17 protein-coding genes and 1 pseudogene are annotated in these 19,614 nt (G+C 67.3%); 10 read left to right on the top strand and 8 right to left on the bottom strand.

Translation table 11 applies throughout. From position 1 onward, the window contains the following. Nucleotides 1-12: 12 nt before the first annotated feature. Nucleotides 13-1,065: an ROK family protein gene (locus tag ABID97_RS10400; protein ID WP_354398419.1), complete on the bottom strand. Its 1,053-nt coding sequence runs from the start codon at nt 1,063-1,065 to the stop codon at nt 13-15. A 111-nt stretch (nt 1,066-1,176) separates the two neighbouring features. On the opposite strand from ABID97_RS10400, the gene ABID97_RS10395 reads away from it, so the two are divergent. Beyond that, nucleotides 1,177-2,724 carry an ABC transporter permease/substrate-binding protein gene (locus ABID97_RS10395; protein WP_354398418.1) on the top strand — a complete coding sequence of 516 codons (1,548 nt, stop codon included), beginning with the start codon at nt 1,177-1,179 and terminating at the stop codon, nt 2,722-2,724. Between the two features lie 49 nt (nt 2,725-2,773). Here ABID97_RS10395 and ABID97_RS10390 read toward each other — a convergent pair. Beyond that, nucleotides 2,774-3,586 (bottom strand): annotated as a pseudogene (locus ABID97_RS10390) (LysR family transcriptional regulator); the annotation flags it as partial. A 100-nt stretch (nt 3,587-3,686) separates the two neighbouring features. Here ABID97_RS10390 and ABID97_RS10385 point away from each other — a divergent pair. Next, nucleotides 3,687-4,922: an MFS transporter gene (locus ABID97_RS10385; RefSeq protein WP_354398417.1), complete on the top strand. Its 1,236-nt coding sequence runs from the start codon at nt 3,687-3,689 to the stop codon at nt 4,920-4,922. A gap of 39 nt (nt 4,923-4,961) precedes the next feature. Here ABID97_RS10385 and ABID97_RS10380 read toward each other — a convergent pair whose 3' ends face one another. The 6 genes from ABID97_RS10380 to ABID97_RS10355 form a co-directional block, all read right to left on the bottom strand. Next, complete coding sequence (locus tag ABID97_RS10380) at nt 4,962-6,398, bottom strand: aldehyde dehydrogenase family protein (RefSeq protein WP_354398344.1); 1,437 nt, start codon at nt 6,396-6,398, stop codon at nt 4,962-4,964. An 88-nt stretch (nt 6,399-6,486) separates the two neighbouring features. Beyond that, nucleotides 6,487-7,845 carry a glucarate dehydratase gene (gene gudD / locus ABID97_RS10375; RefSeq protein WP_354398416.1) on the bottom strand — a complete coding sequence of 453 codons (1,359 nt, stop codon included), beginning with the start codon at nt 7,843-7,845 and terminating at the stop codon, nt 6,487-6,489. Nucleotides 7,846-7,870: 25 nt separating this feature from the next. Continuing rightward, complete coding sequence (locus tag ABID97_RS10370; RefSeq protein ID WP_354398415.1) at nt 7,871-8,320, bottom strand: nuclear transport factor 2 family protein; 450 nt, start codon at nt 8,318-8,320, stop codon at nt 7,871-7,873. A 40-nt stretch (nt 8,321-8,360) separates the two neighbouring features. Beyond that, entirely contained in the window at nt 8,361-9,272 is a 912-nt protein-coding gene (gene kdgD / locus ABID97_RS10365) for a 5-dehydro-4-deoxyglucarate dehydratase (RefSeq protein ID WP_354398414.1), read from the bottom strand. A 76-nt stretch (nt 9,273-9,348) separates the two neighbouring features. Further along, nucleotides 9,349-10,323 carry a Bug family tripartite tricarboxylate transporter substrate binding protein gene (locus tag ABID97_RS10360; RefSeq protein WP_354398413.1) on the bottom strand — a complete coding sequence of 325 codons (975 nt, stop codon included), beginning with the start codon at nt 10,321-10,323 and terminating at the stop codon, nt 9,349-9,351. Nucleotides 10,324-10,404: 81 nt separating this feature from the next. Beyond that, complete coding sequence (locus tag ABID97_RS10355; RefSeq protein WP_354401727.1) at nt 10,405-11,220, bottom strand: FadR/GntR family transcriptional regulator; 816 nt, start codon at nt 11,218-11,220, stop codon at nt 10,405-10,407. A gap of 209 nt (nt 11,221-11,429) precedes the next feature. Between ABID97_RS10355 and ABID97_RS10350 the strand changes: the two genes are divergently transcribed. The 8 genes from ABID97_RS10350 to ABID97_RS10315 all read left to right on the top strand — a co-directional run bounded on the left by ABID97_RS10350 (nt 11,430) and on the right by ABID97_RS10315 (nt 19,583). Beyond that, on the top strand, nt 11,430-12,260 hold the full coding sequence (locus ABID97_RS10350; protein ID WP_354398412.1) for an NAD-dependent epimerase/dehydratase family protein: 831 nt from the start codon (nt 11,430-11,432) through the stop codon (nt 12,258-12,260). A gap of 8 nt (nt 12,261-12,268) precedes the next feature. After that, nucleotides 12,269-13,168 carry an SMP-30/gluconolactonase/LRE family protein gene (locus ABID97_RS10345; protein WP_354398411.1) on the top strand — a complete coding sequence of 300 codons (900 nt, stop codon included), beginning with the start codon at nt 12,269-12,271 and terminating at the stop codon, nt 13,166-13,168. Between the two features lie 35 nt (nt 13,169-13,203). After that, a complete protein-coding gene (locus ABID97_RS10340) occupies nt 13,204-14,172 on the top strand; it encodes a TRAP transporter substrate-binding protein (protein WP_354398410.1) in 969 nt (322 codons plus the stop codon). A gap of 201 nt (nt 14,173-14,373) precedes the next feature. Next, complete coding sequence (locus tag ABID97_RS10335) at nt 14,374-14,820, top strand: TRAP transporter small permease (RefSeq protein WP_354401726.1); 447 nt, start codon at nt 14,374-14,376, stop codon at nt 14,818-14,820. After that, complete coding sequence (locus tag ABID97_RS10330) at nt 14,811-16,109, top strand: TRAP transporter large permease (RefSeq protein WP_354398409.1); 1,299 nt, start codon at nt 14,811-14,813, stop codon at nt 16,107-16,109. The genes ABID97_RS10335 and ABID97_RS10330 overlap by 10 nt, the downstream gene beginning before the upstream one ends. Nucleotides 16,110-16,141: 32 nt before the next feature. Next, nucleotides 16,142-17,749 carry a galactarate dehydratase gene (garD, locus tag ABID97_RS10325; RefSeq protein WP_354398408.1) on the top strand — a complete coding sequence of 536 codons (1,608 nt, stop codon included), beginning with the start codon at nt 16,142-16,144 and terminating at the stop codon, nt 17,747-17,749. Between the two features lie 17 nt (nt 17,750-17,766). Then, complete coding sequence (locus ABID97_RS10320; protein WP_354398407.1) at nt 17,767-18,528, top strand: SDR family NAD(P)-dependent oxidoreductase; 762 nt, start codon at nt 17,767-17,769, stop codon at nt 18,526-18,528. A gap of 68 nt (nt 18,529-18,596) precedes the next feature. Then, nucleotides 18,597-19,583 (top strand): Bug family tripartite tricarboxylate transporter substrate binding protein, encoded by a 987-nt coding sequence (locus tag ABID97_RS10315; protein WP_354398406.1) that lies wholly within the window; start codon nt 18,597-18,599, stop codon nt 19,581-19,583. Nucleotides 19,584-19,614 lie beyond the last annotated feature (31 nt).

Raw genomic sequence — 19,614 nt, 5'->3', positions numbered from 1 at the left:
GCGGCACCGGGGCTAGAAGGTGTTGGTGAAGCTCGCGTTGCCAAGGCCGGTGCCGATGGTCAGCACGCCCCAGTGCGAAACATCGCGCATGAACGGCAGCTCGCTCAGGCCCTGCACCACCGCGTCGTTGTGCATGAGGATCAGCGTCGGGCCGGAGCCGATCATCGGCATGCGCTGCCACAGCGCGCTGGGCAGGTGGAACGCGCGGCTCTGCCAGTCACCCGGCAGGTTCTGCGTGCCGCGCTCGATCGAACCGTCCTTGCGGATCAGGCCCGGGCATGCAATGCCGATGAAGGGCGCCAGGCTGATGTCCTTGCGCTCGCAATAGCGGACCATGTCCTCCAGCATCAGCGCGATCCGCTCGACCATGTCGGTGCGGTTCGGGCCGTCGTCCGCATGGCGCCATTTCTCGCGCCGCACCACCCTGGCCAGCGACAGGTCCGACGCCTTGCGCCGGCGAGTCTTGACGATGCCGCAACGCACGTTGGTGCCGCCGATGTCCACGGCCAGGATGGCGTCGTGCTTTTTCAGCATGTCCTTCGGCGTGAGGTGGACCCAGCCGATCAGGCCGCCGTCGTCGACGTCGTGCGAGAGCCGGCCGAGCTGCACGTGCACGCCCATGTCCTCGAGGATGGCCGCGGTCTGAAGGATGGCGCGCTCGCCCACGTCGCTTTCGATGAAACCGCCGCCCACCACGATGCGCTCCACCTTCTTCCATGAGGGCTGCCGCGTGAAACGCTGGATCACGAAGGCCAGTTCCTCGGCGAATTCCTCGATGGCGCCGTGCATCAGGTCGCCCGCGTCCGAGGGCTCGCGCAGCACGCGGTCCAGCTGCTTCTTGCTGAGGTCGCGCGAATGTTGCTTGCCCAGCGGATCGGTGCCGGTCTTGCGGCGGCGCTTGCGCCAGCGTTCGAGCAATTCCCTGAACGCCGTCTGGCTGGCCTGGTCGCCGACAAAGCCGTCCTTGTCGCGCAGCTGCAGGCTGTAGCCCTCCACCCTGAGGCCCGGAAGTTCGCGCAGGCCGTGCACGTCGGGGTCTGGCTGGCGCTCGGGTTTCTTCTTCATGGCGGCAATGATGGGTGAGATCTCATCCACGAAGCATCGGTAGCCCGCACCAGGGGTTGTAGGAGATTGGCGGGTGCGCCCACGGGGGCGATGTCTATACACTGGCCCCCGATGCACCTGCCCCATCGCATCCTTCGCAGCGCCCTGCTGCTGCTCACCCTGGCCTGGCTCGGCGCCGCGGCATCGGCGCAACCCGGCGAGGGCACGCTGCGCGTCGGGTCCAAGCGCTTCACCGAGTCGTACATCCTGGCCGAGCTGCTGGCGCAGACGGCAGCGCCGCACACCCCGTCGCCGCCCGTGCTGCGGCAGGGGCTGGGCAACACCGCCATCGTCTACGAAGCGCTGCGCTCGGGTGCGATCGACCTTTATGCCGAATACACCGGCACCATCGCCCTCGAGATCCTCAAGGGTTCGCCGGCGGAGACGCGCGAGGCGATGAATGCGGCGCTGGCGCCGCTGGGCCTGGGGGTGGCCATTCCGCTCGGCTTCAATGACGGCTATGCGCTGGCGGTGCGGGCGGCGGATGCCGAACGCCTCGGCCTGCGCACGCTCAGCGACCTGGCCAGGCACCCCGAACTCAAGCTCGGCCTCTCGAACGAGTTCATCGGCCGCGCCGACGGCTGGAAGGGCCTGGCCGCGCGCTACGGCTTCACGCAGGCGCCGACCGGCCTCGACCACGGCCTGGCCTATGAAGCCATGGCCGCGAAGCAGATCGATGCGATCGACATCTACACCACCGATGCCAAGATCGACCACCTCGGCCTGCGCGTGCTGGAAGACGACAGGAAGTACTTTCCCCGTTATGACGCCGTGGTGCTTTACCGGCTCGACCTGCCGGCGCGGCTGCCGAAGGCATGGGCCGCGCTGCAGGCGCTCGAAGGCCGCATCGACGAAAAAGCGATGATCGCGATGAATGCGCGCGCCGAGTTGCAAAGCGTGCCCTTCGACGCGATTGCGCGCGACTTCCTGGCCAACGCGGGTGGCAAGGCGCAGCCCCGGGAACCGAGGCGGGGGTTCGCAGCCAAGCTGTTCGGCCCCGATCTCTGGCAGCTCGCACGGCAGCATCTGCTGCTGGTGGTGGTGTCGGTGGGCATTGCGATCCTGCTCGGCGTGCCGCTCGCGATCCTCGTGTTTGCGCACGTGCGGCTGCGCGCGCTGGTGCTCGGCATCGCCAGCATCCTGCAGACCGTGCCGTCGCTCGCATTGCTGGCGGTGCTGATCTCGCTGCTCGGCGCGATCGGTGCGCTGCCCGCGCTGATTGCGCTCACGCTCTATTCGCTGCTGCCGATCATGCGCAACACGGTGACCGGCCTGGCCGAAGTGCCGAACGGGCTGCGCATGGCCGGCACTGCCCTGGGCATGACGCCGCCGCAAAGCCTTCGGCTGGTGCTGCTGCCGCTGGCGCTCCCCACGCTGCTGGCGGGAGTGCGGACCGCCACGGCCATTGCCATCGGCACCGCGACCATCGCGGCCTTCATCGGGGCCGGAGGCTTCGGCGAGCGCATCGTGACGGGGCTGGCGCTCAACGACCGCGAGCTGCTGCTGGCGGGCGCGCTGCCGGCCGCGGCGCTGGCGCTGTTGAGCGAGGGGATCTTCGAACTGCTCGAGATGCTGTTGCGCCGCCGCCGGACAGCGCCGCCGTCTGCACTTCCGCAATGAGGCAGTCGCGCAGCAGCGTGGCGCCGGCGCCGAGCGCCTGGTCGGCGCGGTGGCAGAAGTACGACGGCTGTTCCGTTCCGCCGCCGGGTCCGATGCGGCTCACCGGCAGCCGCACCAGCGTGCCGGCGGCCAGGTCGCCGGCCACCAGCCATGCCGGCATCTTTCCCCATCCGAGGCCGGTGCGCAGCAGTTCGAGCTTGATGTACATGTCGGTCACGCGCCAGGTCGCGGGCGAGAGCACGTCGATGTCGTAGCCCTGGCTCAGCATGCTCGGGTCTTCCACCACGATCTGCACCTGCTCCGCCAGGGCGGCATCCAGGCCCGCGCCGCCTTGCCGCCCTGCATGCGCCGAGAGCGCATGCGACGGCGCGGCGACGGCCACCGTATGAAGCTGCATCAGGAATTCGCGGCTGATCTTTTCATCGGCATGGCCGAAGGCCGCAACCGCGAGATCGCATCGCCCCGAGGTCAGCGCATCGATGGTGCCGCCCATCGAGCTGTATTCGATGCGTATCGCGATGTCCGGATACACCGCATGCATCCCGCGCAGGGCATTGGCCACCATGGCCGGCGGAAAGAGCGTGTCCACCGCCAGTGCCAGCCCGAGTTCGATGCCCTGCTCCAGCCCGTGCGCACGCGAGCGCAAGGCCTCGACCTTCGACAGGATGACCCTCACGTCGCCCAGCAGCGCCTTGCCCGTGGGCGTGAGCACCGGCTTGTGGCCCGAGCGGTCGAAAAGCCGCACCTGCAGCTGCTCTTCCAGGTTCGCGATGGCATGGCTCACGGCCGATTGCACGCGGTGCAGCCGGGCGGCGCCGGCGCGAAAGCTCCCGGCGTCCGCCACCGCGACGAACATCTGCATCTGGCTCAGTGTGAGGATGTCCAGCATGATCACTTCAATCGATTGGGTCGGTCGATATTATTCGCTTTCATCGATCGGGCATCCGCCGCAAAGTGGCGGCATGCAAAAGCAATTCGAAATGGCCGGCGCGCCGTCCTCGGCGCCGTCCCTCCCCCCTTCCTCGACGCACTGGTGCGGCGTGGCGCTGGTCGTTGCCGCCGGCGTGGCCGCTTCCCTTCAGGTCGGCAAGGTCGCCATCGCGGTGCCGCAGTTGCGCGCGGACTTCGGCCTCGATCTCTCGATGGTCGGATGGCTGATGGCGATGTTCTCGCTGCTGGGCGTGATTGGCGCCGTGCCTGTCGGCGCATGGGTCGCGCGTGCCGGCGACAGGCGCCTGTTGGTGGCCGGCCTGTTGGCCATAGCCATGGGCAGTGCGGCCGGCGCCATCGCGAACGGCGTTGCGGTGCTGCTGGCCAGCCGCATCGTCGAAGGCCTGGGTTTCGTGCTGATCACCATTGCCGGTCCCTCGGTGCTGCGGCGCATGGTTGCGCCGGGCGGCAAGGACCTGGCCTTCGCGATCTGGAGCTGCTTCATGCCCGCGGGGATTGCGATGGCGCTGTTCAGCGGCTCGCTGCTCGAAGAGTGGCGAGGCTTCTGGCTCGGCAATGCCGCGCTTTCCGCAGTGCTCGCGATGCTGTTGGCAATGGGCGTTCCGCGCGGCCCGCTCGGCCGCGAGGCGCTCGTGTCGTGGCGCGGCATGGCGCGCGACGCAGCCGCCACGCTGAAAGCCGGTGCGCCGGCGCTGATCTCGGCGTCGTTCGTGGTCTACAGCCTGCAGTTCTTCGCGCTCTTCAGCTTCCTGCCGGTGCTGCTGATCGAGCGCATGGGCGTGGGGACGGCGATGGCCGGATCGCTGAGTGCGGTGGCCTGCTGCGTCAACGTGGCGGGCAATCTGGTGGCCGGCGTGCTGCTCGGGCGCGGCGCGCCGCGCTGGCTGCTGGCGGCGTCCGCAAGCGCCTTGATGGGCCTCGCGGCGCTCGGCATCTTCCTGCCGGTGCTGGGTGCGGTGCCGGCCTTTGCGCTGTGCCTGGCGTTTTCGGGCGCGGGCGGCCTGCTGCCGGCGACGCTGATCGGCACCTCCGCCCTCGTGGCGCCGAGCGAGCGGCTGGCACCGATGTCGATGGGGCTGCTCATGCTGGGGAGCAACCTGGGCCAGATGATCGGCCCGGTGGTGGTCGGGGGCGCGGTGGACGCGGCGGGCTGGCCCGCGGCGGCCGCCATCGTTGCGGTGGCGGGCGTGTGCGGCGTGCTGCTCGCACTGGGGCTGCGGCGCTCGCTGGCGCGCAGGGTTCGCTGAAACGAACGGCCGGGCGCGGCGCGCCCGGCCAGCAGAACATCAAGCCAGCGTATAAGCCGTCTTCACCGTGGTGAAGAACTCCTGCGCATACTTGCCCTGCTCCCGCGGCCCGTAGCTCGAACCCTTGCGCCCGCCGAACGGCACGTGATAGTCCACCCCCGCCGTGGGCAGGTTCACCATCACCATGCCCGCCTGGCTGTGGCGCTTGAAGTGCGTCGCATGCTTCAGGCTCGTGGTCGCGATCCCTGCCGACAGGCCGAACTCCGTGTCGTTGGCCGTGGCCAGCGCTTCTTCATAGTCCTTCACCCGGATCACGCTCGCCACCGGCCCGAAGATCTCCTCCTTGTTGATGCGCATCGCCGCGGCCGATTCGCTGAAAAGCGCCGGCGACATGTAGTAGCCGTCCGTCTCCAGCTTCAGCAGCTCGCCGCCCGCGGCCAGCGTGGCCCCTTCGCCCCGGCCGATGGCCACGTACTCCAGGTCCTGGTCCAGCTGCGACCTGGACGACACCGGCCCGATGTCCGTGCCCTGCGCCAGCGCATCGCCCACCTTGATCCTGGCCATGCGCGTCTTCATCGCCTCGATGAACTTCGGATAGATGCCCTCGGTCACGATCAGCCGGCTGGACGCCGTGCAGCGCTGGCCGGTGGAGTAGAAGGCGCTTTGCACGCTCAGCTCCACCGCCTGGGCCAGGTCGGCGTCGTCCAGGATCACCTGCGGGTTCTTGCCGCCCATCTCCAGCTGCACCTTCTTGTGGTTGGTGACGCACTGCACGGCGATGTTGCGCCCCACGCCCACGGAACCCGTGAAGCTGATGGCGTGGATGCCAGGATGCTCGACCAGGGCGTTGCCGATGACGCTGCCGCGGCCCATCACCAGGTTGAACACGCCCGCGGGGATGCCCGAGCGGTGGATGATCTCGGACAAGGCCCAGGCGCAGCCGGGCACGAGGTCCGCGGGCTTCAGGACCACGCAGTTGCCGAAGGCCAGGGCCGGGGCGATCTTCCAGGCCGGAATGGCGATGGGGAAGTTCCACGGGGTGATGAGGCCCACCACGCCCACGGGCTCGCGGGTGATCTCCACGCCGATGTGGGGGCGCACCGAGGGCAGCAGTTCGCCCGACAGGCGCAGGCACTCGCCGGCGAAGAACTTGAAGATCTGGCCGGCGCGGGTGGCTTCGCCGATGCCTTCGGCGCGCGTCTTGCCTTCTTCGCGCGCAAGCAGGGTGCCCAGTTCTTCCTTGCGCGCGAGGATCTCGGTGCCGATCTTGTCCAGGGCGTCGGAGCGCGCCTGGATGCTGCCGGTGGCCCAGGCGGGGAAGGCGGCAGTGGCGGCGGCCACGGCGGCTTGGACGTCGGCGGCGCTGCCCTGGGCGTAGTGGCCCAGCACGTCGCCAAGGTTGCTGGGGTTGACGTTGGGGCTGTAGCTGGCGCCGGCGCGCCATTCGCCGTTGATCAGGTTGTCGTGGTTTTGCACTGATATTCCTTGCTGCTCGATGGAAAGAAAGAAGCCGGAGCACTGCGTGTCCGGCTGCGGAAAATCGAAACGTGAAGAGACTAAACCTTCAACGGACCATGCAGGGTTTCTTGTTGTCGAAAGTCCATCCGGGGATCAGGTATTGCATGGCCTGCGCGTCGTTGCGCGCGCCGAGGCCGTGCTTCAGGTACAGCTGGTGCGCCTTCTCGACCTCGTCCATGTCGAGCTCCACGCCCAGTCCGCCGCGCGTGGGCACCTTCACGTAGCCGCCTTCGATCTGCAGCGGTGCCTTCGTGAGGCGTTGGCCGTCCTGCCAGATCCAGTGCGTGTCGATGGCCGTGACCTTGCCCGGCGCCGCGGCCGCCACGTGCGTGAACATCGCCAACGACACATCGAAGTGGTTGTTGGAGTGCGATCCCCAGGTCAGGCCCCAGGCCTGGCACAGCTGCGCCACGCGCACCGAGCCCTGCATCGTCCAGAAGTGCGGATCGGCCAGCGGAATGTCGACCGATTGCAGCGAGAGGCTGTGCACCATCTCGCGCCAATCGGTGGCCACCATGTTGGTGGCCGTCGGCAGGCCCGTGGCGCGCCGGAACTCGGCCATCACCTCGCGGCCGGAGAACACGCCTTCGGCGCCGCAGGGGTCTTCGGCATAGGCCATCACGCCATGCAGGTCGCGGCACAGGCGGATCGCGTCGGCCAGCAGCCAGCCGCCATTCGGATCCAGCGTGACGCGCGCGTCCGGAAAGCGCTCGTGCAGCGCGCGGATGGCCTCGACCTCTTCCTCGCCGCGCAGCACGCCGCCCTTGAGCTTGAAGTCGGTGAAGCCGTAGCGCGCATGCGTGGCCTCGGCCAGCCGCACGATGGCTTCGGGCGTCATCGCTTCTTCATGGCGCAGGCGGAACCAGTCGTTGTCCGCACCGGGATCGGTCTCGTACGGCAGATCGGTCTTGTTGCGGTCGCCCACGTAGAACAGGTAGCCCAGCATCTGCACCGCGTCGCGCTGCTGGCCTTCGCCCAGCAATGCGGCCACCGGCACTTCGAGGTGCTGGCCCAGCAGGTCGAGCAGCGCCGCCTCGACGGCCGTGACCGCATGGATGGTCACGCGCAGGTCGAAGGTCTGCTGGCCCCGGCCGCCGCTGTCGCGGTTGGCGAAGGCACTGCGCATGCTGTTGAGCACCGCGTGGTGCTTGCCCAGGGGCTGGCCCACGATGAGGTCGCGCGCATCCTCCAGGGTCTGGCGGATCTTCTCGCCGCCCGGCACTTCGCCGACGCCGGTGTGGCCCGCGCTGTCGGTCAGGATCAGCAGGTTGCGCGTGAAGAACGGGCCGTGCGCGCCGCTCAGGTTCATCAGCATGCTGTCGTGGCCCGCGACGGGAACCACGCGCATGCCGGTGACGACCGGCGCGCCGGAGACGGAGGAAGTGGAGGCGGATGAAAGTGTCATTTGCGCGAACCTGGAGATGCAGTGGCTAGATTCTCACGGCCTGGCGGGCCAGCAGCTTCCAGTCGCCGCCCTGCTTCTGCCAGATGCCGAGAATCTTCAGCGCCACCTTGCCGGGCTTGCCCGAATCGAGCGTGTCGGCCGCGAGCGTGTGGCGCACGATGGCCGTCTGGCCGTCCACCACCTTGACGGTCTGCTCGGTGATCGTGATGGACACGAAGTCCGACCTGCCGGCCACCAGGTCCGCGATGAAGCTGGCCTTGGTGTCGACCTTGCCGCCCGAATGGCCGTAGCTCAGGTCGTCGGACACCAGTGCGCCCAGGGCGGCCGGTGTCGGGTCGATCATCGCGATGCGCAGGCGCTCGGCGGCCGCGGCCACCGCCGGCTCGGCCGAAGCGCCACCGCTGGCCGGAACCATCGCGCAGCCGCTGAACAGGACCGCCGAGGCGGCGATGAGAAGAAGCTTTTTCATGAGCATGCCGTGTTGTCTCCGTTGTTGTTGCTGGTGGCAGGTGCGGTTACTGCGGGCCGAGCGCGTCGATCAGCACCTTGAGCTGTTCCATCTCGGCAGGCTTCAGGTCGGTCAGCGGCGCGCGCACCGGGCCGGCATCGTGGCCGACGATCTTGGCGCCGGCCTTGACGATGCTCACGGCGTAGCCCGGCGTGCGGTTGCGCAGCTCGAGGTAGGGCATGAAGAAGTTCTTCAGCAGCCGATGCTGGGTGGCCATGTCGTCGTCGCGCACGGCTTCGTAGAACTGCACCGCGGTCTTCGGGATGAAGTTGAACACGGCCGACGAGTACACCGGCGTGCCGAGGGCCTTGTAGGCCGCTGCATAGACCTCGGCCGTGGGCAGGCCGCCCAGGTAGGCGAAGCGGTCGCCCATCTTCTGGTAGATGGCGACCATGGCTTCGATGTCGCCGACGCCGTCCTTGAAGCCGACGAGGTTCGGATTGCGCTCGGCCAGGCCGGCCAGCGTGTCGGGTTTGAGGCGGCTGGCGGCGCGGTTGTAGACGATGACGCCGAACTTCACGCTCTTGCACACCGCTTCCACGTGCGCGGCCAGGCCTTCCTGGCCGGCTTCTGTGAGGTAGTGCGGCAGCAGCAGGATGCCGTGCGCGCCGGCCTTCTCGGCCGCCTGTGCGCACTGGATCGCGAAGCGCGTCGGGCCGCCGGCGCCGGCAATGATCGGCACCACGCCGCGGCAGGTGTCGACCGCGCTCTGGATGATGCCGGGGTACTCGTCGCCGGTGAGCGAGAAGAATTCACCCGTGCCGCCGGCCGCGAACAGCGCGCTGGCGCCATAGGGCGCGAGCCATTCGAGACGCTTCTCGTAGCCCTTGCGGTTGAAATCGCCGTTCGCGTCGAAGTCGGTCAACGGGAACGAGAGCAGGCCGGAGCCCATGATGGATTTAAGTTCTTGAGGGTTCATCGAGGCACCAATGGACAAGTGGGTTGAAGGGGAGAAATGATCTGATTTGAAATGCGCGAAGACGACGGAGAGCTTCTTAATCCAGCTTGATGCCGGCATCTGCCACTACCTTGGCCCAGCGTGCGCGTTCCTTGCTGAAGAACTGCTCTTCCTCGGCCGGCGCCATGGTCACCACTTCGGCACCCTGCCCTGCAAGGCGCGAGCGGATGTCGGCGGCGCGAATGACGGTGATGAGTTCCTTGTTGAGGCGCTGCACGATCGCATCGGGCGTGCCCTTGGCAACCCTGATGCCCTGCCAGGTGCCCGACTCGAACCCCGGAACGCCCTGCTCCGCGATGGTGGGCACGTTGCCGATAAGCGGCATGCGCGTCGACTTGGAAACGCCGAGCACCTTGAGCTTGCCGCTTTGCACGTGCGGCAAGGTGGCCAGCATGCCGTTCATGAGAATCTGGGTCTGGCCGGCAACCGTGTCTTGCACCGCCTGCACGCCGCCCTTGTAGGGCACGTATTGCCAGCGTGCGCCGCTGGCGCGCTCGAGCGCCACGCCGGCAAGGTGCGGCGCGCTGCCCGTGGCGGTGACGGCGAAATTGATTTCCGACTTCTTCGACAGCGCGATCAGTTCCTTCAGGCTGTTGGCCTGGACCGACGGATGCACCACCAGCAGGTGCGGCGAATAGGCCAGCATCGTCACGCCGCGCAGGTCTTTCGAAGGATCGAAAGGCAGGCGCGTGTAGACCGAGGGGCTGATGGCCAGCGCGCCGACGTCGCACAGCAGCAGCGTGTAGCCATCGGGCTTGGACTTGGCGACGAAATCGGCGCCGAGGTTGCCGTTGGCGCCCGGCTTGTTCTCGACGATGACCGGCTGGCCGAGCGCTTCCGACAGCGGCTGGCTGATGGAGCGCGCGATGATGTCGGACGAACCGCCCGGCGGGTACGGCACCACGATGCGCAGCGGCTTGGTGGGCCAGGCGTCGGCGGCATGCACACCGCCGGCGGCCAGCACGCCGCCGCCCAGGGCGCCGAGCATCAGGTCACGTCGTTTCAAGCTCATTCAGGTCTCCTGCAGGGTTGTGTTGTCAGTCATCGTACAACTACAGATGACGCTTGTCCAGCGTCGCACCCGAAATTTCTCTCAGGTGGTTGCGGGCGGCGTCTTGGCGGCGGCCTGCTGGGCCGCTTCCTGCGCCAGGCGCAGCCGCTCGCGGCTGTTGGTCAGGTGGATGCGCATGGCCGCGCGGGCCGACTCCGGATCGCGGCGCGCGATGGCCGCATAGATCTCTTCATGCTCCCGGTTCACGCGGCTCAGGTATTCACCGCGCCGGTCGTAGTTGCGAATGGCCGTGATGCGCGTGCGCGGAATGATCGTGGTGCCCAGGTGGCTCATGATGTCCGCGAAATACGGGTTGCCGGTGGCCTGGGCGATCTGCAGGTGAAAGCGGAAATCGGGCGCCACGGTGTCCCCCGCTACCGCCACGTTGCGCTCGAAATCGTCGAGCGCCTGGCGCATGGCCAGCAGGTTCTCTTCAGTGCGGCGCGTGGCGGCCAGCCCGGCGGACTCGGTCTCCAGGCTGATGCGCAGCTCCAGCACGGCCAGCACGTCCACCGAGGTGGCGATGTCGGCCGAATCGAGCCGGAACATGCCCGCCGCGCGCGGCTGCAGCACGAAGGTGCCGACGCCATGGTGCGTTTCGACCAGCCCGGCGGCCTGCAGCTTCGACAGCGCCTCGCGCACCACCGTGCGGCTCACGCCGAAGGTTTTCATGATGGCCGATTCGGTGGGCAGCTTGTCGCCCGGGCGCAGCGACTGGGAGCGGATCTTCTCGCCCAGGTCTTCCACCAGGCCATGGGCGAGACCGCGCGGACGCGGGCGTCCCACGAAGGAGCCGCCGCCTCCGACTTCGGTTGACGCGCCAGAAATTGAGGGATTACCCGTAGCCGTTTGGACCATGGTCACGATAATAATCCCCTCTTAGTTGTACGACAACAGATAACTTATCACTTTAAACCTTCGCCAGTGCTGTTCTATCCGCCGGCCGGTTATTTGGACCGCCGCCGGTCGGACGACTCCCCTGCCCCGACGAGGCCGCCTCGGGTCCGCGGGCCGGCTGGTGCAGGTGGGCCTCCAGCGCGCCAGAACCAACCATTGAACGCTCACATATGTCGACGACTCCACAAGCCTCGCACAACAAGCTCCATCGGATTCTCCTGACCGGCGCGGCCGGCGGCCTGGGCAAGGTGCTGCGCGAACGCCTGCGCCCCTATGCCGCGATCCTGCGCCTTTCCGACATCGCCGCGCTCGCGCCTTCCGAGGGCGCGCACGAGGAGGTGGTGCCTTGCAACCTGTCCGACAAGGCCGCGGTCCATGCGCTGGTCGAGGGCTGCGACGCCATCGTGCACCTTGGCGGCGTCTCGGTCGAGCGCCCGTTCGAGGAAATCCTCGAAGCCAACATCAAGGGCGTGTTCCACATCTATGAAGCCGCCCGCCGCCATGGCGTGAAGCGCGTGGTGTTCGCAAGCTCGAACCACGTGATCGGCTTCTACAAGCAGGACGAGCGGCTCGATGCCGCCGTGCCGCGCCGCCCCGACGGCTACTACGGCCTGTCCAAGTCGTTCGGCGAAGACGTCGCGCAGTTCTACTACGACCGCTATGGCATCGAGACGGTGAGCATCCGCATCGGCTCCTCGTTCCCCGAGCCGCTCAACCGCCGGATGATGAGCACCTGGCTCAGCTACCGCGACCTCACCACGCTGATGGAGAAGTCGATCTTCACGCCGGACGTGAAGCACACCGTCGTCTACGGCATGTCGGCCAATCGCGACCTGTGGTGGGACAACAGCGCGGCGGCGCACCTGGGCTTCGTGCCGCAAGACAGCTCCGAAGTGTTCCGCGACAAGGTCGAGGCCCAGCCTCCCGTGGCGCCGACCGATCCCAACGCCATCTACCAGGGCGGCGCGTTCACGGCGCAGGGCCCGTTCGGCGACCAATGACCACCGGCATGCAGGCCGAACTCGTCCTCGATGTGCAGTGCGCGACCGGCGAAAGCCCGGTCTGGCGCGCCGAAGAGCAGGCGCTCTACTGGGTCGACATTCCGGCACGGCAACTGCACCGCTGGCACGCCGCCACGGGCGCGCACCGCTCGTGGACCGGCGACGAGATGCTGGCCTGCATCGCGCCGCGCGCGGGCCACCCGGGCGAATGGATCGCGGGCATGGAAAGCGGCCTCTTCGCCATCGCCACGCGCGACGACGGCACGCTGGCCGCAAGCCCGGTCGCCGGCGCTGTCCATGCGGAGCGCGGCATGCGCTTCAACGACGGCCGCTGCGACCGGCAGGGCCGCTTCTGGGCCGGCACCATGCAGATGGACATGGCGGCAGCCCACGAGGTCGGCCGCGTCTACCGCTACCAGGGCGACGTCAACGCGGAGGTCGCGCTGCGCGCGCAGTTCGACCGCATGATCGTTCCGAACGGCCTCGCCTTCAGCCCCGACGGCAAGACCATGTACCTCTCGGATTCGCACCCGGCGGTGCAGACCATCTGGGCTTTCGACTACGACACCGATACCGGTACGCCGCACGGCCGGCGCGTGTTCGTCGACATGAAGCCGCTGCCGGGACGCCCCGACGGCGCAGCCGTCGATGCCGACGGCTGCTACTGGATCTGCGGCAACGACGCCGGGCTCGTGCACCGCTTCACGCCGGACGGGCGGCTCGACCGTTCGCTGGCCGTGCCGGTGAAGAAGCCCGCGATGTGCGCCTTTGGCGGTCCGACGCTCGACACGCTCTACGTGACCTCGATCCGCCCCGGCGGCGACCTGTCCGACCAGCCGCTGGCGGGCGGCGTCTTTGCGCTGCGCCCGGGTGTCCAGGGGCTGCCGGAACCCGAATGCCGTTTCTGATTGCTTTCAACCACCAACCCCCAAGAGGAAGACAAATGAAATACACCCGCCACCTCATCGCGCTGGCCGTCGGCGCCCTGGCCATGGCAGCGAATGCGGTCGAGTTCCGTTCGGCCGACGTGCACAACAGCGACGACTACCCCACGGTCGCAGCCGTCAAGCACATGAGCGAACTGCTGGAGAAGCGCAGCAACGGCAAGTACAAGATCAAGGTGTTCAACAAGAGCGCGCTCGGCAGCGAGAAAGAAACGCTCGACCAGGTGAAGATCGGCGCGCTCGAGATGAACCGCGTCAACATCAGCGCCCTGAATTCGATCTGCCCCAAGACGCTGGTGCCGACGATGCCCTTCCTGTTCGACTCGATCGCGCACATGCGCAAGTCGCTCGACGGCCCCATCGGCGAAGAGATCCTCAAGGGCTGCGAGCATGAAGGCCTGGTCGGCCTGGCCTTCTACGACAGCGGCGCGCGTTCGATCTACGCCAAGAAGCCGGTCAAGACGCTGGCCGATGCCAAGGGCCTCAAGATCCGCGTGCAGCAGTCCGACCTGTGGGTTGCGCTGGTGAGCGCCATGGGCGCCAACGCCACGCCGATGCCCGCCGGCGAAGTGTTCACCGCGCTCAAGACCGGCCTCATCGACGCAGCTGAAAACAACATTCCTTCGTACGACGGCTTCAAGCACTACGAAGCGGTGAAGTTCTATTCGCGCACCGAGCACTCGATGGCGCCTGAAATGCTGGTGATGTCGAAGGCCGTCTACGACAAGCTGCCCAAGGCCGACCAGGACCTGTTCCGCGCCACGGCCAAGGAATCGGTCGCGTTCCAGCGCAAGAAGTGGGACGAGCAGGAAGCCAAGTCGCTCGAAGTGGTGACCAAGGGCGGCGCCCAGATCGTTGCCGACGTCGACAAGGCATCGTTCCGCTCGGCCATGACCCCGGTGTACACGAAGTTCATCTCGACGCCCGATCTGCAGCGCCTCGTCAAGGCCGTTCAGGACAACAAGTAACGCGCCCCGGCCCTCCCGCTTCCGGGGAGGGCCCTTTCACCCAAATTCAGGGAAATTCCCATGACTCTTACCGTCCCCGCGGTAGACACGATGGCGACCGGCGTGCCGGTCGAACTCGAAGACCTGGTCGATCCGCACGGACGCCCGCCGTCCGACCACGCGTATTCGCGCTTTTGCGCGTTCCTGTCCAAGGCCAGCCTGATGCTCGCCGTGGCGATGCTCATCACCATCATCGTGTGCGTCCAATACCAGGTGGTCGGCCGCTATGTGTTCAACGACACGCCGACCTGGGCCGAAGGGCTCGCGCTGCAGCTGGTGCTGTATGTCACCGCGCTGGGCGTTGCCGTGGGCGTGCGCGATGCGGGCCACATCGGGCTCGATTCGCTGGTGGTGCTGCTTCCCGAATCGCTGCGCCTGAAGATCGAGATCCTGATTCATGCACTGGTCGCGCTCTTCGGCGGGATCATGACCTGGAGCGGCTGGGTCTGGACCACGCTCAAGTGGAGCGACATCAAGCCCATGATGGGCATTCCGGTGGGGCTCGACTACCTGGCGCTCGTGATCGCGGGCCTCCTGATCGTGCTTTTTTCGATTGAACATATCGTCGCCCTGCTGCGCGATGAAGAAGTGGTGCCCGCGTGGAACTGACTGTCCTCTCCCTCGTTTTCCTGGTGCTGCTGGTGCTGGGCGTGCCGGTCGCGTTCTCGATCGGCCTGGCCTCGGTCGCCACCGTGCTCTATGCGGGCCTGCCCGTTGCGGTGGTGTTCCAGAAGATGGTCGGCGGCATGCAGATCTTCTCGTTCCTGGCGATCCCGTTCTTCGTGTTCGCCGGGGAGCTGATGCTCTACGGCGGTATCGCCCAGCGCATCGTGCGCTTTGCCAACAGCCTGGTGGGCCACGTGCGCGGCGGCCTCGGCATGAGCAACGTGATCGGCTGCACGCTGTTCGGCGGCGTGGCCGGCTCTCCGGTGGCCGACGTCTCGGCCATGGGCTCGGTGATGATCCCGCTGATGAAGAAGGAAGGCTACGACGCCGACTACGCCGTCAACGTGACGACGCACGCGGCCCTGGTGGGCGCACTGATGCCCACGTCGCACAACCTGATCATCTTCACGCTCGCAACCACCGGCATCGCATCGGTCAGCGTGCTGAGCCTGATTCTCGCGGGCCTGATTCCCGCGCTGATCCTCACGCTGTGCAACCTGGGCGCGGCCTACTACGTGGCCATCCGCCGCGGCTACCCGATTCGCGGCGCGTTTCCCGGCTGGGGCGAAGTGCTCGCGGCCTTCATCGGCGCGCTGCCGGGCCTGATGATCGTGGCGATCATCCTCGTGGGCATCCTGTCGGGCGTGTTCACCGCCACCGAGTCGGCCGCGACGGCGGTGCTCTGGGCCCTGGGCGTGACCGTGTTCGTCTACCGCTCGCTCAGCCGCAAGGACTTCTTCAAGGCCTGCGCCAAGGCTTGCAAGACGACCGGCGTGGTGCTGCTGCTGATCGGAATCTCGTCGGCCTTCGGCTACTTCATGGCGCTGTACGAAGTGCCGCAGAAGACCGGCGAGCTCATGACCAGCGTCTCGAGCGATCCGTGGGTCATCTTCCTGATGATCAACGTGCTGCTGTTCGTGCTCGGCACCTTCCTGGACATGGCCGCGACGATCCTGATCTGCACGCCCATCTTCCTGCCCATCGCGATGCAGTTCGGCATGAGCCCGGTGCAGTTCGGCATCGTCATGCTGATCAATTGCGCCCTGGGCCTCAACACGCCGCCGGTGGGCACCACGCAGTTCATAGGCTGTGCGATCGGAGGGGTATCGGTCGGGCAGGTGATGCGGTCGATCTGGCCGTTCTATGGTGCCCTCTTGATCTGCCTGATGCTCGTGACCTACGTTCCGGCGTTCTCGATGTGGCTGCCGGACCTCGTCAACGCGGTCAAGTGACGGCAAACACAAGCAACGTGGAGTTCGTTTCGATGGCCGACTCATCAGTGTCCCCTTCCTCCGCAGTGCGCCCGCCGCACCGCATCCACATGCACGCGGCGGACAACGTCGCCATCGTGGCCAACGATGGCGGCCTGAAGGCCGGCGCCGCCTTTGCCGACGGCCTGGTGCTGGTCGACAACGTGCCGCAGGGCCACAAGGTCGCGCTGGCCGACCTGGCCGAAGGCGATGCGGTCGTGCGCTACAACGTGGTGATCGGCTATGCGCTGAAGGCCATTCCGCGCGGCAGCTGGGTGCACGAGCGCCTGCTCCGGATGCCCGCGGCGCGCGAGCTCGAAGGCCTGCCCATCGCCACCGTGAAGCCGCCCGCGCAACCGCCGCTGGAGGGCTACACCTTCGAGGGCTATCGCAACCTCGACGGATCGGTGGGCACGCGCAACATCCTCGCGATCACGCAGACGGTGCAGTGCGTGGCGGGCGTGGTCGATTTCGCGGTGCAGCGGATCAAGGCCGAGCTGCTGCCCAAGTACCCCCACGTCGACGATGTGGTGGGCCTGTCGCACAGCTACGGCTGCGGCGTGGCCATCGACGCGCCCGACGCGGTCATCCCGATCCGCACGCTGCGCAACATCAGCCTCAACCCGAACTTCGGCGGCGAGGTGATGGTCATCAGCCTGGGCTGCGAAAAGCTGCAGCCCGAGCGCCTGCTGCCGCCGGGCAGCATTGCGCTGGTGGACGAGCGCAACGTGGCCGACATCGGCGAGACGGCCAATGCCAGGCTCGACGTGGTGTGCCTGCAGGACGACGCGCACGTGGGCTTCATGTCGATGATCGATTCGATCATGCGGCAGGCCGAGGAGCACCTGGAGCGGCTCAATGCGCGGCGGCGCGAGACCGTGCCCGCGAGCGAGCTGGTGGTGGGCGTGCAGTGCGGCGGCAGCGATGCCTTCTCGGGCGTCACGGCCAACCCGGCCGTGGGCTTTTGCACCGACCTGCTGGTGCGCGCCGGCGCCACCGTGATGTTCTCGGAAGTGACCGAGGTGCGCGACGGCATCGACCAGCTCACTTCGCGCGCCACCACGCCCGAGGTGGCCGAAGCCATGATCCGCGAGATGGCCTGGTACGACGCCTACCTGGACCGCGGCCGCGTCGACCGCAGCGCCAACACCACGCCGGGCAACAAGAAGGGCGGGCTCTCCAACATCGTCGAGAAAGCCATGGGCTCGATCGTCAAGAGCGGCAGCGCGCCGATCTCCGGCGTGGTCCCGCCGGGCGAGAAAGCCCGGCAGAAGGGCCTGCTCTATACCGCCACGCCAGCCAGCGATTTCATCTGCGGCACGCTGCAGCTGGCCGCGGGCATGACCCTGCATGTGTTCACCACCGGGCGCGGCACGCCCTATGGCCTGGCCGAGGTGCCGGTGATCAAGGTCGCAACGCGCAGCGACCTGGCGCGCCGCTGGCATGACCTGATGGACGTGAACGCGGGCCGCATCGCCGACGGCGATGCCACCATCGAGGACGTGGGCTGGGAGATGTTCCGCCTGATGCTCGACGTGGCCAGCGGCAGGAAGAAAACCTGGGCCGAGCAGTGGAAGCTTCACAACGCACTGGTGCTGTTCAACCCGGCTCCCGTGACCTGACCCCGAAAGGAAACACCATGGAAGATCTCAAGGGCAAGACCGCACTCGTCACCGGTGCCAGCACCGGCATCGGCGCCGCGGTGGCCATTGCATTCGCGGCGCGCGGCATGCGCGTGGCGGTGCACTACAACAGCTCGGCCGACGCCGCCAACCAGGTCGTCGAGACCATCCGCGCGGCCGGCGGCGACGCCTTCGCGCTCCAGGCCGACGTGCGCGACACGGCCGCGATCCGCGAATGCGTCAAGCAGACCGCGTCGCGCTTCGGCCGCATCGACGTGCTGGTGAACAACGCCGGCAGCCTGGTGAAGCGGGTGCCGATCGCCGAGTTCGACGACGCGCTGTTCGACGAGGTGATGCACATCAACGCGCGTTCCGTGCTCGCGTTTGCGCGCGAGGTGGTTCCGGTGATGCGCGGCCACGGCGGCGGCAACATCATCAACGTGACCTCGGTCGCGGCACGCACCGGCGGCGGACCGGGCGCCTACCTCTACGCGGGCTCCAAGGGTTTCGTGAGCACCGCCACGCACGGGCTCGCCAGGGAACTCGTGGGCGACAAGATCCGTGTGAACGCGGTGGCGCCCGGCGTGATCCAGACGCCGTTCCAGGACCGCTTCTCGACGCCCGCGATGCTCGAATCGTTCCGCGCCGGCATCCCGATGGCGCGCATCGGCACCCCGGACGAATGCGTGGGCGCCTTCCTCTATCTCGCCTCGGAGCAGCTTTCGGGCTATGTCACGGGCCAGGTGATCGAGGTGAACGGCGGACAGTACATGCCCTGACGGGAGACAGCCGTCCAGCCTCCTTCCGAGGCTCGCGGAATCAAGATCAACAACGGAGACGACAACCAATGAAAAGAAGCAGATTCGTTCGCGCCCTGGCCGCCATGTCGGCAACCGCGAGCCTCTCGTTCGGATATGCGGCAGTGGCCGCCGCGCAAGGCAATGGCAGCAGCTTCCCGACCCATGCCATCGAGCTCCTGGTGCCCTACCAGCCCGGCGGCGGCACCGACGGCCTGGCGCGCGCCTTTTCCGAAGCGAGCCGCAAGCACATCTCGCAGAGCATCGTGATCGTCAACCGACCTGGCGCCGGTGGCGCCATCGGGTGGAACGAGGTGATCAACTCCCGGCCCGACGGCTACAAGCTTGCGGTGCTCACGGTGGAGCTTCTGACGCTGCCGCACCTGGGCCTGGCCAAGTTCAACTACGACGACTTCCAGCCGATCGCGCAGCTCAACGCAGACCCGGCCGCGATCACCGTCAAGGCCGACGCACCGTGGAACACGATCGAGGAATTCCTGGCGGCGGCAAGGAAGTCGCCCGAGGGCGTGCGCGTGGGCAATTCTGGCAACGGCTCGATCTGGCACCTGGCCGCGGCGGCGCTGGAAGACAAGACCGGCACCCGGTTCGGCCACATCCCGTTCCAGGGCGCCGCGCCCGCGGTGCTGGCGCTGCTGGGCGGGCACATCGAGGCGGTGGCGGTGAGCCCGGCCGAAGTGACCACGCATGTCCAGTCCGGCAAGCTCAAGGTGCTGATGGTCATGGCCGACAAGCGCGTGAAAGGCTTCGACAACGTGCCCACCGCCAAGGAGCGCGGCATCGACCTGTCGATCGGCACCTGGCGCGGCCTCGGCGCTCCCAAGAACACGCCGCCCGAAGTCATGGCCAGGCTGCGCGAGATCACCGCCAAGACGGCGGCCGAACCGCTGATGCATGAAGTGATGGACAAGCAGAACCTCGGCTACGTCTACACCGACGGCGCGGTGTTCAAGGAAACGCTGGCCAAGGACAACGCCTATTTCAAGGCGCTGATCGCCAAGCTGAACATCAAGCCATGAACCGGCACACCTCCATGATCCACCCCGCCCG

It is taken from the genome of Variovorax sp. OAS795, assembly GCF_040546685.1.
Lineage (GTDB): Bacteria > Pseudomonadota > Gammaproteobacteria > Burkholderiales > Burkholderiaceae_C > Variovorax.
The sequence above is the reverse complement of the archived record's forward strand: the minus strand, read 5'-3'. Positions and strand labels throughout refer to the sequence as shown.

What these genes read in the sequence shown, in the direction of transcription:
- ABID97_RS10400 (WP_354398419.1), bottom strand. Translation starts at nt 1,065, where the DNA reads ATGAAGAAGAAACCCGAGCGCCAGCCAGACCCCGACGTGCACGGCCTG.
- ABID97_RS10395 (WP_354398418.1), top strand. Translation starts at nt 1,177, where the DNA reads ATGCACCTGCCCCATCGCATCCTTCGCAGCGCCCTGCTGCTGCTCACC.
- ABID97_RS10385 (WP_354398417.1), top strand. Translation starts at nt 3,687, where the DNA reads ATGCAAAAGCAATTCGAAATGGCCGGCGCGCCGTCCTCGGCGCCGTCC.
- gudD (WP_354398416.1), bottom strand. Translation starts at nt 7,845, where the DNA reads ATGACACTTTCATCCGCCTCCACTTCCTCCGTCTCCGGCGCGCCGGTC.
- ABID97_RS10370 (WP_354398415.1), bottom strand. Translation starts at nt 8,320, where the DNA reads ATGCTCATGAAAAAGCTTCTTCTCATCGCCGCCTCGGCGGTCCTGTTC.
- kdgD (WP_354398414.1), bottom strand. Translation starts at nt 9,272, where the DNA reads ATGAACCCTCAAGAACTTAAATCCATCATGGGCTCCGGCCTGCTCTCG.
- ABID97_RS10360 (WP_354398413.1), bottom strand. Translation starts at nt 10,323, where the DNA reads ATGAGCTTGAAACGACGTGACCTGATGCTCGGCGCCCTGGGCGGCGGC.
- ABID97_RS10355 (WP_354401727.1), bottom strand. Translation starts at nt 11,220, where the DNA reads ATGGTCCAAACGGCTACGGGTAATCCCTCAATTTCTGGCGCGTCAACC.
- ABID97_RS10350 (WP_354398412.1), top strand. Translation starts at nt 11,430, where the DNA reads ATGTCGACGACTCCACAAGCCTCGCACAACAAGCTCCATCGGATTCTC.
- ABID97_RS10345 (WP_354398411.1), top strand. Translation starts at nt 12,269, where the DNA reads ATGCAGGCCGAACTCGTCCTCGATGTGCAGTGCGCGACCGGCGAAAGC.
- ABID97_RS10340 (WP_354398410.1), top strand. Translation starts at nt 13,204, where the DNA reads ATGAAATACACCCGCCACCTCATCGCGCTGGCCGTCGGCGCCCTGGCC.
- ABID97_RS10335 (WP_354401726.1), top strand. Translation starts at nt 14,374, where the DNA reads ATGCTCGCCGTGGCGATGCTCATCACCATCATCGTGTGCGTCCAATAC.
- garD (WP_354398408.1), top strand. Translation starts at nt 16,142, where the DNA reads ATGGCCGACTCATCAGTGTCCCCTTCCTCCGCAGTGCGCCCGCCGCAC.
- ABID97_RS10320 (WP_354398407.1), top strand. Translation starts at nt 17,767, where the DNA reads ATGGAAGATCTCAAGGGCAAGACCGCACTCGTCACCGGTGCCAGCACC.
- ABID97_RS10315 (WP_354398406.1), top strand. Translation starts at nt 18,597, where the DNA reads ATGAAAAGAAGCAGATTCGTTCGCGCCCTGGCCGCCATGTCGGCAACC.